Source organism: Chryseobacterium sp. JJR-5R (assembly GCF_034047335.1).
Classification (GTDB): Bacteria; Bacteroidota; Bacteroidia; order Flavobacteriales; family Weeksellaceae; genus Chryseobacterium.
The window spans coordinates 1,427,849-1,440,842 of record NZ_CP139137.1 but is presented as its reverse complement, the minus strand read 5'-3'; the positions used below and the strand labels follow the sequence as shown (position 1 = coordinate 1,440,842).

16 protein-coding genes and 1 riboswitch are annotated in these 12,994 nt (G+C 39.6%); of the genes, 10 read left to right on the top strand and 6 right to left on the bottom strand.

The features are described 5' to 3' along the window. Window positions 1–4: 4 nt before the first annotated feature. On the top strand, window positions 5–1,081 hold the full coding sequence (gene gcvT / locus SD427_RS06650) for a glycine cleavage system aminomethyltransferase GcvT (RefSeq protein ID WP_320560494.1): 1,077 nt from the start codon (window positions 5–7) through the stop codon (window positions 1,079–1,081). A 112-nt stretch (window positions 1,082–1,193) separates the two neighbouring features. Next, a complete protein-coding gene (locus tag SD427_RS06645; RefSeq protein WP_320560493.1) occupies window positions 1,194–1,562 on the top strand; it encodes a DUF3060 domain-containing protein in 369 nt (122 codons plus the stop codon). Between the two features lie 240 nt (window positions 1,563–1,802). On the opposite strand, the gene SD427_RS06640 is transcribed toward SD427_RS06645, so the two are convergent. Further along, on the bottom strand, window positions 1,803–2,147 hold the full coding sequence (locus SD427_RS06640; protein WP_320560492.1) for an arsenate reductase family protein: 345 nt from the start codon (window positions 2,145–2,147) through the stop codon (window positions 1,803–1,805). A gap of 79 nt (window positions 2,148–2,226) precedes the next feature. Here SD427_RS06640 and SD427_RS06635 point away from each other — a divergent pair, with 79 nt between their 5' ends. The 3 genes from SD427_RS06635 to SD427_RS06625 all read left to right on the top strand — a co-directional run bounded on the left by SD427_RS06635 (window position 2,227) and on the right by SD427_RS06625 (window position 4,991). Further along, window positions 2,227–2,694 carry an acyl-CoA thioesterase gene (locus SD427_RS06635; RefSeq protein ID WP_320560491.1) on the top strand — a complete coding sequence of 156 codons (468 nt, stop codon included), beginning with the start codon at window positions 2,227–2,229 and terminating at the stop codon, window positions 2,692–2,694. A gap of 5 nt (window positions 2,695–2,699) precedes the next feature. After that, complete coding sequence (locus SD427_RS06630; RefSeq protein WP_320560490.1) at window positions 2,700–3,572, top strand: sugar phosphate isomerase/epimerase; 873 nt, start codon at window positions 2,700–2,702, stop codon at window positions 3,570–3,572. 11 nt (window positions 3,573–3,583) lie between these two features. Beyond that, a riboswitch (Fluoride riboswitch) is annotated at window positions 3,584–3,656 on the top strand. Between the two features lie 30 nt (window positions 3,657–3,686). Continuing rightward, window positions 3,687–4,991 (top strand): voltage-gated chloride channel family protein, encoded by a 1,305-nt coding sequence (locus tag SD427_RS06625; protein ID WP_320560489.1) that lies wholly within the window; start codon window positions 3,687–3,689, stop codon window positions 4,989–4,991. Between the two features lie 275 nt (window positions 4,992–5,266). Here SD427_RS06625 and SD427_RS06620 read toward each other — a convergent pair whose 3' ends face one another. After that, complete coding sequence (locus tag SD427_RS06620; protein ID WP_320560488.1) at window positions 5,267–5,461, bottom strand: hypothetical protein; 195 nt, start codon at window positions 5,459–5,461, stop codon at window positions 5,267–5,269. Between the two features lie 813 nt (window positions 5,462–6,274). On the opposite strand from SD427_RS06620, the gene SD427_RS06615 reads away from it, so the two are divergent. The 5 genes from SD427_RS06615 to SD427_RS06595 all read left to right on the top strand — a co-directional run bounded on the left by SD427_RS06615 (window position 6,275) and on the right by SD427_RS06595 (window position 10,080). Beyond that, window positions 6,275–6,457 carry a hypothetical protein gene (locus SD427_RS06615; protein ID WP_320560487.1) on the top strand — a complete coding sequence of 61 codons (183 nt, stop codon included), beginning with the start codon at window positions 6,275–6,277 and terminating at the stop codon, window positions 6,455–6,457. Window position 6,458: 1 nt separating this feature from the next. Then, entirely contained in the window at window positions 6,459–6,998 is a 540-nt protein-coding gene (locus SD427_RS06610) for a hypothetical protein (RefSeq protein WP_320560486.1), read from the top strand. Beyond that, a complete protein-coding gene (gwsG, locus tag SD427_RS06605) occupies window positions 6,995–7,993 on the top strand; it encodes a grasp-with-spasm system ATP-grasp peptide maturase (protein WP_320560485.1) in 999 nt (332 codons plus the stop codon). The genes SD427_RS06610 and gwsG overlap by 4 nt, the downstream gene beginning before the upstream one ends. A gap of 190 nt (window positions 7,994–8,183) precedes the next feature. Further along, on the top strand, window positions 8,184–9,278 hold the full coding sequence (gene gwsS / locus SD427_RS06600) for a grasp-with-spasm system SPASM domain peptide maturase (RefSeq protein ID WP_320560484.1): 1,095 nt from the start codon (window positions 8,184–8,186) through the stop codon (window positions 9,276–9,278). Continuing rightward, a complete protein-coding gene (locus SD427_RS06595; RefSeq protein ID WP_320560483.1) occupies window positions 9,256–10,080 on the top strand; it encodes a GLPGLI family protein in 825 nt (274 codons plus the stop codon). The genes gwsS and SD427_RS06595 overlap by 23 nt, the downstream gene beginning before the upstream one ends. A 152-nt stretch (window positions 10,081–10,232) precedes the next feature. Here SD427_RS06595 and SD427_RS06590 read toward each other — a convergent pair whose 3' ends face one another. The 4 genes from SD427_RS06590 to SD427_RS06575 all read right to left on the bottom strand — a co-directional run bounded on the left by SD427_RS06590 (window position 10,233) and on the right by SD427_RS06575 (window position 12,991). After that, a complete protein-coding gene (locus SD427_RS06590; protein WP_320560482.1) occupies window positions 10,233–10,448 on the bottom strand; it encodes a hypothetical protein in 216 nt (71 codons plus the stop codon). A gap of 132 nt (window positions 10,449–10,580) precedes the next feature. Next, complete coding sequence (gene rny, locus SD427_RS06585; RefSeq protein WP_320560481.1) at window positions 10,581–12,146, bottom strand: ribonuclease Y; 1,566 nt, start codon at window positions 12,144–12,146, stop codon at window positions 10,581–10,583. 249 nt (window positions 12,147–12,395) lie between these two features. Next, on the bottom strand, window positions 12,396–12,689 hold the full coding sequence (locus SD427_RS06580; protein ID WP_320560480.1) for a cell division protein ZapA: 294 nt from the start codon (window positions 12,687–12,689) through the stop codon (window positions 12,396–12,398). Further along, window positions 12,689–12,991: a hypothetical protein gene (locus SD427_RS06575; protein ID WP_320560479.1), complete on the bottom strand. Its 303-nt coding sequence runs from the start codon at window positions 12,989–12,991 to the stop codon at window positions 12,689–12,691. Before SD427_RS06575 ends, SD427_RS06580 begins: the two co-directional genes overlap by 1 nt. Between the last annotated feature and the right edge of the window lie 3 nt (window positions 12,992–12,994).

Below are 12,994 nucleotides of genomic sequence, written 5' to 3'. Positions count from 1 at the left end.
AAATATGAAGAAAACAGCACTGTACGACAAACATGTTTCTTTGGGAGCTAAAATCGTACCTTTCGCAGGTTTTGAAATGCCTGTGCAATATTCCGGAGTTACTGAAGAACACTTTGCCGTAAGGGAAAAGGCAGGTCTTTTTGATGTTTCCCACATGGGGCAGTTTTTTATTGAAGGCCCGGGTTCCAAAGAACTTTTACAGTTTGTTACCACCAACAACGTGGATGCTCTTGAGAACGGGAAAGCCCAGTATTCATGCCTTCCGAATGAAGACGGAGGGATTGTGGATGACCTTATCGTATACAAAATGGAAGATGAGAAATATTTTGTAGTGGTAAATGCTTCGAATATCGACAAAGACTGGAATCATATTTTAAAATACAACACGTTCGGGGCAAAAATGACGAATGCTTCAGACGACATGTCATTACTGGCAGTTCAGGGCCCGAAAGCAACGGAAATCCTTCAGAAACTGACGGAAACCAACCTTTCTGAAATTCCTTATTATAACTTTACCGTAGGTTCTGTTGCCGGAGTGAATGATGTTATCATTTCAAACACAGGTTATACCGGAAGCGGAGGCTTTGAGATTTATTTCAAAAACGAATCTGCAGAAAAACTTTGGGATGCCATCATCGAAGCCGGTGAAACGGAAGGAATTGTACCTTGCGGACTGGCATCAAGAGATACCTTGAGACTTGAAAAAGGGTTCTGCCTGTACGGAAACGATATTGATGATACCACTTCACCAATTGAAGCAGGATTGGGATGGATCACGAAATTCGATAAGGATTTTGTTTCCAAGGATACTTTCGCAAAACAAAAAGAAGAAGGGATTACCCGGAAACTGGTAGGCTTCGAGCTTACCGACAAAGGGGTTCCGAGACATGACTACCCTGTTGTGGATGTTGAAGGCAACGTCATCGGAAAAGTAACTTCAGGAACACAGTCCCCGATGAAAAAGATCGGGTTAGGATTAGCCTATGTGGATAAGCCTCATTTTAAATTGGGATCTGAAATCTTTATTCAGGTAAGAAACAAGAATATTTCTGCAAAAGTGGTGAAAGCTCCTTTTGTATAATTGAAAATATCCGGAAAAAAGCCGTTTCATCATCTATGAAACGGCTTTTGTTTTTATAATTCCTGATGCGACGGCATTCTAATTGTAGTACCACATTTTAAATACAATATTTATGATCACGATAAAAAAAGCATTGGCAGTTTCGGTTTTCTTCATCGGTTTCCAAGTTGCAAGTGCCCAAACCGGAACAAGCAGTCAGAACGGGAAAAATATTGAAGTCAATGGTGTAGGAAACACAAAGACCTATTCTTCAGATGGCGGAAATGCTGTAATTGCAGGTGTTGAAAATGTAATTACCATCAACGGCTACATAACCAGGCTTACAGTATCCGGTTCCGGCAATAAGGTGTATGCCGATAAAGTATCCCGTATCATAATCGAAGGAACAGATAATAAAGTATTCTATAATACGGCACCTACAAAAACAGGAAAGCCTGCAGTTTCCGTTACAGGAGTGGCCAACAGTGTTCAAAAAAGATAGTGGACCTTTTACAGTCCACTTTATTGATGCCGTTACTTAATCATATAAGTACCGTTTACCTGTTAACTTGCAGGAAGAAATTTATCTGTGCCAGGAAGAAACCGATCAGGAAAACCATTTTCATCTGTAGTCAGGCTTCATGGTGGTATCAGCTAAATTGTGATCTTAATCTTAACTAAATTCGCCTCCATAAAGTAAATAACCGACTTATTGTTTCCTAATCCTTTTCTGTTAGTCACTTTAGAAAAAAGCTTTCAGGGCTTCCAGGTTTTTTTTGTCGTTTCCGATAAAAATATGGTCATCCGTAAGGAATACAGGGCGTTTTAGAAATGTGTAGTGGTCCAGAAGCATTTCTTTAAAATCATTTTCATCCAAAGTCTTCAGATCAAGCTCTCTTAATTTGATCTGTGTTGATTTCTTATTGATCAGCGCTTCATAAGACTGCGTGATGCTGTGCATGGCCTCTAGTTCCTCTTTTGTAATGGGTTCTTTTTTAATTTCGCGAAGTTCCCAGCCCGTTAAATTGAACTGCCCCAGAATCTTTCTGCAGGTATCGCATGTATTGAGATAAAATACTTTTTTCATTGATAATGATTTAATTTTCAAAAATAAGCTTAAATATAGGATTTTGAAAATTATTAATATCTTTATTGAAATTTAAAAAATGGACAACAAGCCGATTACTTTCCAGTTTATTTCCGAACCTTCTGATGTGAACTACGGAGGAAACGTCCACGGCGGCAGCGTGATGAAATGGATTGACCAGGCCGGATATGCCTGTGCAACCACCTGGAGCGGCAATTATTCGGTTACGGTGTATGTGGGCGGGATCCGTTTTTACGAGCCTATCAAAATCGGGGAAATTGTAAAAGTGGAAGCCCAGGTTATTTATACCGGTTCTTCCAGCATGCATATTTCGATCAATGTTTTTTCCCGGAACCTGAAACAGCCGACCTTTGACAAAAAAACACACTGCATCATCGTCTTTGTAGCGGTGGATGAAAACGGCAAAAAGCTTCCGGTACCGAAATGGATCCCTGAAACTGAACAGGACCGGCAGAACGAGCATTATGCCATACGCCTGATGGAGCTCAGAACGCAGATTGAAGATGAGATGAAACCCTTCTTATAAATGAAATGCACAGAAGAGATTTTTTACAGCTTTCCTCACTGGGGTTTTTAGGCCTTTATTCCTGCGGGAGCATAAATTTTAAAAACAGAAAAAACACATTGGGAATACAGTTATACACTGTCCGTGACGCGATTTCAGAAAACCCGGAAAAGACCCTGGAAAGGCTGGCAGGTTCCGGTTTTACAGAGCTTGAAATTTACGGATACAACGGAAGTTTTTTCAGGAAAACCAAAAATGAATTTCAGGCCATCTTAAAGAATACAGGGCTGAAAGTAATCAGTTCACATCATACCACCGGGATTCTCCATGCCGAAAAGGGAACGCTGTTGAACAGATGGGAACAGTCGGTGGATGATCTGCATGCAATCGGAGCGAAATATATGGTCTGCTCCTATCTTTTTCCTGAAGAGCGCACAGATGATAACTACCGGAAACTCCCTGAACTGCTCAACCGGTCCGGAGAAATCACCGAACAGGCAGGAATCCGGATGGCTTACCACAACCACGATTTTGAGTTTGAAAAATTCGATGAAACAAAAAATATTTATGACTTTATTTTAGAAAATTCTTCATCAGATTTAGTAAAAATGGAATTGGATTTATATTGGATTTCAAAAGCAGGCTTAGATCCATTAATTTATTTTGAAAAATATCCGAAAAGATTTCCATTATGGCATGTCAAAGACATGAAAGCAGGAACAAAAGACTTTTCAGAAATCGGAAACGGAACGATTGACTTTGAAAGAATTTTTGAAGCCAAAGAAAAAGCCGGTCTCGAACATTGGTTCCTGGAACAGGATTCGAGTGACAGGGATATTTTTGAGAGTATAGCCATCAGCAGAAAGTACATCTCGGAAAACGGTTTTTTTCTGAAATAATATTTATCTTTGCAACACAGGGAAATGGTGTTCTTCCTTACCCAACCGCCCCGTTTCACCGGTGCTGATGACGCCTGATTAAGAGATTATGGACAGTAATTGAATCAGGAAACCATGCCTAAACAACATAAAACAACAAGCCGTAAAGCAAAATTCCATATCCGGTTTTTCTTCAGGAAATACCCGGCACTGCCTTATGTTATTAAATGGCTCTGCATCAGCCTTGTGATCGGGCTGTCCATAGGATCAGCTTCTGCAGGTTTCCTGATATCACTGCAATGGGCAACTGATTTCAGGGAACATCATATCCGGATGGTTGCCTTACTGCCGGCTGCAGGTTTTCTGACCGGGCTTATGTACCATTATTTCGGAAAAGATGTCGAGGCAGGAAATAACCTGTTGCTGGAGACCATCCACCATCCGGAAAAAAGAATTCCTTTTAAAATGGTACCCTTTGTGTATCTGGGAACGATGGCTACCCATTTTTTCGGAGGCTCTGCCGGCCGTGAAGGTACGGCGCTCCAGATGGCCGGGGCCATTGCCGATCAGTTCAGCAAACCATTTAAGCTTACGGACAGCGAAAGGAGAACCCTCATTACTGCTGCCATTGCTGCCGGTTTCGGTTCAGTGTTCGGGACTCCGCTGGCCGGCGCTGTTTTCGGGCTTGAAGTATTTCTTGCAGGAAAGATCCGGTACCGGGCTATTTTCCCGGCATTTGTATCAGCAGTGCTTGCCGACATCACAACTGATTTCTGGGGTGCGCAGCATACGCATTATCACATTGACCGGATCCCTGACCTTGGGTTCTTTCCTGTTCTATACAGTGTCCTGGCAGGGATTATTTTCGGGATCTGTGCTGCAGCTTTCAGCAAGTCCCTGCAAAGAATGGGTGCTGTTTTCAGGTCGAAAATCAGCTATCCGCCGTTCCGGCCTGTTGCAGGCGGAATTATTATAGCAGTGCTGGTATTGGCCATGGGAACAACCCGGTATGCAGGCCTGGGCATCCCGGTAATATCAGAATCTTTTGAAAAACAGCTTCCGTTCTGTGATTTTGCGTTAAAAATCATTTTTACCGTCATTACCCTTTCTGCAGGTTTTAAGGGCGGAGAAGTGACCCCTCTGTTCTTTATCGGGGCTACTTTAGGCAGTGCGCTTTCATCGTTCATTCCGCTGCCGTTCGGTTTACTGGCCGGAATGGGATTTGTTGCCGTTTTTGCAGGGGCTGCCAATACGCCGCTCGCCTGCATGCTGATGGGCATTGAGTTATTCGGGGCCGAATGCGGAGTATACGTGGCGGTTGCCTGTGTGGTTTCTTACCTTTTTTCCGGCCGGAACAGTATTTATTCCGGGCAGAAAACAGGGGAAGAAAAAAACAGCCGGTATGGCTCTGACCGCGACCGGAACTTTTCGGATGTCTGATGACTGATGATCCTGCTTTCCCGAAAGAAGTACGACTGAAGACAGTCCTGCTCTACCCTGCACCTAGCCCCGATTGCAGTGAAAATCCTTTTTTGAAAAAAAAGATTGCAATGGAAAGCGGGAAAAAGCTCCTGAAAATACGCAGGAAAAGATGAATCTGCCAGCACCTGAATGCCCTGGTAAAAATTACAAAAACCTCCCGGAATATCCTGAAGGCTTTTGCGTATTAAATGTGGAAATGTTTATTTCTTGGTGAAATAATTCTAAATATTCTGTTAGCAGGTAATAACCTGTGGACAGGCGATGTACGTTGAGCAGTACTTGGGACCGGTAACGGCTCCTGTACAGCTGCACCCGCAAAGTGAAAGATCCGGTGTCCCTAATGAACCTCCTTTTCCTGCACCTCCTACAATATTTTTCAGATCTTCTTTTCTAAGTTTTTTTCCGTTCTTTAAAATGTTGTTCTGCATTGTAATTATTTTTAATTAATACTTTGGTTTGGTTATTTCAAAGTTAAACAAATATTCATTATTCAAAGCATAATTTAATGTAATTTTTATAATTTATTTATTCTGTTGAACTTATTCGTTTACTAAACGCAGTTTCGGCAAATTTATTTTTTAAACACCTTAAATTATTCTGTAAATCCAGCTTCTGGAACCAGGCATAATTCCGGCCCGAATTTCCTATGAAGACCAATCTTTTCAATGAACCTTAATCCTGCATACTGATACACCAGATACTCTGCTCCTCCTTAGAATACAGCAAGGCAGCCGCAGGCAAACTGGTTAAAGAATACGCTAAAGTGGAACGTTTTAAGTTTGGCTGAAAATAAAATCAATCCCAATCCTGCAGAATTTCATTTGATTCAAATTAATTTAACCTAAAAACAATATTCTATTTGATATTTTAATTTATATATCACTGTTTTAAGATTTTTTTTATCGCCTTTTCTTCGATAAAGTTAATGCTGCCGAAATATTTTCAAAAATATTTAAAATCCCCTTTCTCAAATCAAAAAATATATCTAAAATTGTAAAAACAATAAATCATTGTTTTTATGATAGATTTTTATTTCCATGTAAGCTTATCGTTTTAAGGGATAAAAAATATCTTGTTTTATTCCGAAATATTGATTAGCAAGGGATCGAAAATTTAAGCATTGAGTATTCTGTAGTACGTAATACAGGTGAAAAATGAATAAATAAGCTTGCAAGCAGCACCGGTAGAGATCTGATGTGTTTAAACTCCGATCTGAATAGCAATTATAAAATAGTAACAAAATGAAAAAGCAGTTAAAGTCTTTACAGGACAAAAAGTTAAACTCCAATGATATGATTTCCCTGAAAGGAGGCAAAAAGCGTCAGGACCCGGTAAATACAATGGTCATGACCAACAGCGGAGGACATACTACAGATGACGGAAACACTGATGATTCAGACTGGGCAACAGGTTCAGATTTGTAATATGTTTAAAATTAAAATACCAGAAAGCCAATTCTTATTGGCTTTCGTTTCTTTAGTTCTGTTGTTCTCATGCTCAGGTTACCATGTAACCGTTTCTGATTGGCATAAAGAGGATGAAAGGTACCGCTACTTATTTACGAGCAATGATTATGACATTAAATTTCACAGCTATGGCGGACGGCATCTAGGCAGACGGATTTTTTACCGGAAGTACGGAAAACTGGTTTTCACCTACTATGACCGGCTGAGACAAATTAAAAAAGAAAAAGGCAATGACGTGTATTACAGCTTATTTATCGTAAAAGATATTCCGGAAAAAGTGCTTCGGAATGATGATACGGTAACGGTTAAGCTCTATAACAAGGAAGTCACCTGCTTTGGTGAAAATTACCGAAAAGGCAGGAAAAAAATTTATAAAAGATATTTTACTTCCGGTAATAAAAACTACCTGTTTATCGGGGAGTATAAAAGGTTTTATAAAGACCGGCATGACATCTACTTGAATCATATGTCCCAGGAAATGAAAGGATTGGAATTATGACAGAAATTTTAATTATATCGAAAGCAGATCTGGAACTGACGACCAACAGTGTCTGCGACTGGCTGAATTATTACCGCGTCCCTTTTATAAGAATGAACGTTGACCAGATAACCGATCCTGAATATTATGACCTGTTTGTCAATCTGAATGACCACGAATTGGAGATTTTTGATAAAGTCAATAACAAAAAAATCGACCTGAAAAATATAAAGGTCGTATGGTGCAGGAGATTTATAGATATGGTATACGATGATATCATTAAACAGGAAAATGAAATTGACCAGAATTTAATAAAATTCGCCAAGTTTCATGCCGCTGAAAGAAACAGGTTTTTAAGAATACTGTATGATTTTTATCCGGGATGGAAATGGTTTGACTACTATAAGGATTCTCTGAAAATTGATAAAGCTGAAGTCCTGAGACTGGCAAAAAAACACAACCTGCATATCCCTGAAACCTATATTGCCAACAGCAAGGCATCTTTATCAAGGATAACGGATCTGAATAAATGCCTGATTACCAAACCGATTTTCGAAGGTGTTACTTTCTCTGATCTTAAAGGCATGTACGGCACGCATACACAGATGGTTAAAAGCTGTAAGATCAAAGAATTCACTCCTTCTTTATTTCAGAAAAACATTGAGAAGAAGTATGAATTGCGAATATTTTATCTGGATAGGGAATTCTATTCTATGGCCATCTTTTCTTCTAAAAACAATAAAACGAAAACAGATTTCAGGAACTACGATATTTTTAATCCTAACAGATGTGTACCCTATCATCTGCCGCAGATGATAAAAGAAAATTTAATTAACCTGATGAGCGATCTAAACCTTTCTTCCGGCTCGATAGATATGATCAAAGATACAAACGGAAGATATGTTTTTTTAGAAATAAACACCGTAGGGCAATTCGGGATGGTTTCCCTGCCGTGCAACTACCACCTGGAGAAAAAGGTCGCGGAATTTTTAATACAGAAAAAAGCGTATGCCTGATCATTTAAAAAATACAATTAAAAGAAACAAGGGGTCTTACATTTTAAGAGACCTGGACCAACTGTTCAGCCCGAATGAAAAACTTCCTGATTACCGGGATTTAAATATAAAATCTTCTTTACTAAACGGATCAGGAATATACATAAGCAAAAAATTCTATAAAAAAATATCCAAATTCTGAAATTTAAAAATGGTTTATAAGCTGTATGCTGATATTATTCCTGTAAAGGGATATACGCGCTCCCTGTTGTTTGATCTGACAAAAAATAATTACTGGTATATCTCCAATGAACTGTATGAAATGCTTACCAAAGAAATTGATTTTGAAAACTTGCAGGAATTATACCCTGGTAATGGTGACCTGTTGAAATCCTATAAAAAATTTCTACAGAAAAATGATCTCATTTTTCAGGTATCCCATGATGAAACAGATGCTTTCCCGTCCATAGATATGAAATGGCACAGCCCGAGCAGGATTACCAACATGATTATTGATGTTGATGCGGAAACGGCCCTCACTTCGATAACAAAAATAAGCCGTGAAGCAGGAACATTAGGCGTGGAGGCTATACTGTTCCGCTGTTTCAGCGAAAAAAGACTGCAGGAGCTGAAAAAATATATTGTTTACCTGAATAATGACCCGTACAACAGATTACGTGATATCCAGCTTGAAATCAGCATCCCGGAATACTCAAATTCAAAGAGAACAATCGCTGATTTAAGAGAAATTGCCAAGCTTCCGATGGTCAGTACGGTTACAGTTTATACTTTAAATGAACAACTATTAACCGGACCGGCAGAAGATCATAAAATTCAGTATGTACAAAAATCAGTCGGGGGTCCTGAAAACTGCGGAACCATACAGGGGAATATTGATTCGATCAACCTTGAAATTATTTCAGAATCAATCCATCATAATTCCTGCTTAAACTGTAAACTATCAATTGACAGCGCCGGGAATATAAAAAACTGTCCTTCTATGACGGAAAGCTTTGGAAATATTAAAGATACGACTTTAGAAGAAAGCATTCACCATAAAGACTTCAAACGGTACTGGAACCTGACCAAAGATGACATAGAAGGCTGTAAGGACTGCGAATTCAGATATGTATGCACTGATTGCAGAGCGTATACCGAACGCTTACATACGAATGAAGCCGGACTTGATGTCTCAAAACCTTTAAAATGCGGCTATAATCCCTATACAGGCGAATGGGAAGAATGGAGCACAAATCCTTTAAAACAAAAAGCAATTCAATATTATGGAATGGAAAAATGTATTTAAAATACTCACCTTCGTAAGCATATTTTCTAATGTATCCTATGCACAGAGTTATAAGATTTATTACCGGATGAATTATAAACCGGACTCATTATCCAAAGAAATTCAGACTAATGATATGATTCTGCTGATCAAAGATAATAAATCTAAGTTTTATTCTAAAGATCAGTCCATGAACGATTCTGTAGTGATTGAAAAGGAAAAAGCCGGTGAGAACGTTCATAAAAAATACGATTACCATTTTATGGTGATCAAAGATACCAAAGAGAAAAAAACTAACAGATTTACCGTTATACTCAGGGATCTTTACAGAATTTCAGGCAAAAGCCCCGTTTTTAAATGGGAAATCAGTAAAGTCACCAAAAAGATAGGGGATTACAACTGCCAGAAAGCAATGCTTGCCTATTCCGGCCGTACTTGGGAAGCATGGTTCACCACCGATATCGCTTTACAGAACGGACCCTATGTTTTTGACGGGCTGCCCGGACTGATCGTGTATATGAAAGATACCGGAAACAACTATGAATTTTCATTTACCGGAATAAAAAAAGATGAGACCACCAATATACAGTATCTGTCTGCACGGCCTCTGGATATTACGGGAAAACAATGGATTAAATTACAGAAAGACCACTATAATGACCCGTACAGGGAAATGAAGACAGGAAATGTAAAAGTACGCTGGCAGGATAAAGACGGAAAGGCATTTGTACCGGATTATAAAGAACTTACAAAAAACGAACAACAGTATATAAAAAAGCATAACAACCCGATAGAATTGGACGGTGCTGTCCGGTATCCTTAACTAACACCTGCAGCAAATTAACCGCTGTCAGCTGGTTTCTTCTATACCTAAAATAAGCATCCTGACCCGGTGCTTATTTTAGTTTACTGAAGGTTTGAAGCTTTAACGGTTTCATTGCATTGATGGATTTTTTACACAGGCTTATTTTAAAGCTATCTCCCTGCCTGCCAGATTATTTTGTTCATCCTGAGATACCATTTTCCAGATATGCGTATAACAGTACTGATGCATTTATCAATCTCTTTGAAGGCACTGCTGTTTTCAAGAAGTAAAAATTTTTTATTTTGCCGAAAGCCGGCCTGCCCATTTCCATTTGACATTATTCTTTCCGGATAATCCCTCATTCCGTTATATGCTCCTGCTTTCATTTTACCGGAGGCTGATGGTACAGAATGAATGTTCGTAGAGTGTCAGGGGAATTTCTGTCCTGTTGACTAGGATCAAATAAAAAACCTTCCAATTTCTTGAAAGGTTTATAGATTGAATATGTTTTTCAGTGATTATCTTGCTATATTCACGGCTCTGGTTTCCCTGATTACCGTTACTCTTACCTGTCCCGGATAGGTCAGTTCGTTCTGGATTTTTTCTGAAATGTCATAAGACAGCTGGGAAGCCACTTCGTCATTTACTTTTCCGCTTTCTACCATTACCCTCAGTTCTCTACCTGCCTGGATGGCGTAAGCTGATGAAACGCCGTCAAAGCTTAATGCCGCTGCTTCGAGGTCTTTCAGCCTCTGGATGTAAGATTCCAGCACCTGTCTTCTCGCTCCCGGCCTTGCTCCTGAAATGGCATCGGCTACCTGAATGATCGGTGACAGCAGAGAAGTCATTTCCACTTCGTCATGGTGAGCTCCGATGGCATTGATCACTTCTGCATTTTCACCGTATTTCTCTGCCCACTGCATTCCTAATAAAGCGTGAGGAAGTTCTGATTCCTGCTCCGGAACCTTACCGATGTCATGCAGTAATCCTGCCCTCTTCGCCAGTTTTACATTCAATCCCAGTTCAGCAGCCATGGTTGCAGCAATGTTCGCTACTTCTCTGGAGTGCTGCAGCAGGTTCTGTCCGTATGAAGAACGGTATTTCATTCTTCCCACGATCTTGATCAGTTCAGGATGCAATCCGTGGATGCCCAAATCAATGATTGTTCTCTTACCTACTTCAATAATTTCTTCTTCGATCTGTTTTCTTGTTTTCTCCACCACTTCTTCAATCCTTGCCGGGTGGATCCTTCCGTCCGTTACCAGCCTGTGAAGGGAAAGTCTTGCGATTTCTCTTCTTACGGGATCAAAACATGAAAGAAGGATGGCTTCAGGGGTATCGTCAACAATAATCTCCACGCCCGTAATAGATTCCAAAGCACGGATATTACGCCCTTCCCTACCGATAATCCTTCCTTTTACCTCATCAGATTCAATGTTGAAGACCGATACGGAATTCTCAATGGCCTGTTCCGTCCCGATTCTCTGGATGGTCTGGATAATAATTTTTCTTGCTTCGCTTTTCGCATTAAGCTGAGCTTCTTCCATAATGCTCTGTACATGTGCCTGAGCCCTTGTTTTTGCTTCTGCCTTCATCGTTTCCACCAATTCTGCTTTGGCTTCTTCTGCGGTATAGTTAGCTATTTTTTCAAGGATCTCCACTTTTTTAGCGGTTGCAGAATCCAGCTCATGCTGTTTTCTTTCCAGTGCCTCTGCCTTCTTGGCATAATCTGCAATCTGCCTGTCCAGGTCTTTTTCAAGTTTTCCTACTTTGCTGAGTTCGTCATTCAGCTTATGTTCTTTGTCTTTGGTTCTTTTTTCAATCTCCTGCATTTTTTTCTCGCGTGCCTGGATATCGGCATCATGCTGGGATTTCAGTTCCAGAAACTTTTCCTTCGCCTGAAGGTTTTTTTCTTTTTTTATGGATTCGGCCTGTACGTTGGCTTTTTCTACAAAATTTTCAGCATTTTTCTTTGCATCGTCTATAATAAATTTTGCTTTGGTATTGAGTGAGCTTCTTGAGAAAAACATCCCTGCTGCTGCACCGATTACCAGGCAAATAATGCCAATTATAATTTCTATCATAATTTATTTTAAGTTTTAATTGTCTTCTGTATCAGATAAAAAAAAGCCTACAACAATTCAGTGATATAGAGTAAACTCCTAATCAACACGATTTGAACTGATTTCCACTGTCTGTAATCCGGACGGACCGGCACGCCATTCGATGGACATTTGTTCGGTAATTGTTTAGCGTTGAGTTTACCTTTAATGTGTTAGAATTATTGTAGGCAGTTTTTTCGGGAAAAAAATCTATTCCCTGTTTATTTTATTTTATTTCACTTCACTTACTTCACCCAGGGAATTGCTGATCTGCACCAGCCTGTCTCCGGCAGAATGTATTGTCTTTTCGTAGTTGGCAGACACCACTTCGGCATTGGTTCCCAGTTTAAGGGCACACATGGCCAAAGCATCCTGTTTGTCTCTTACATCGAAATTCTGTTCAAAATCTTTAATCATATTTTCAATCTGCTTCCCTACCTTACGCAGTGTTTCTTCTTCTGCTGCCGGTACGTTTAGCGGATATACCCTTCCTGCAATATTGATGGTTATTCTTCTTACCTCCATTATAATCCGCTGTTTTGAAGCTGTGCAATACAGAAATCCACTTCTTTCACCAGCCTGTTGATATGGTTTTTCATCAACCGGTTATGTTCAGGGTTTCCTGATATTGCTGAATAAAGCTTTATATTTTTTTGTTCTTCTGCTAATACCTGGCTTTTTTTTCTCTCCTCATCATATTTTTTCTTCAGTTCTCCATGCTCTTTGTTCAGTTCCGAAAATTTTTCAGCAAGATTTTTGTAATTTTTTTGTAATAGCAAAATCTTTTTCTCTAATTCTGAAAAATGGTTTTCTAAATCTTGAAGCATTCC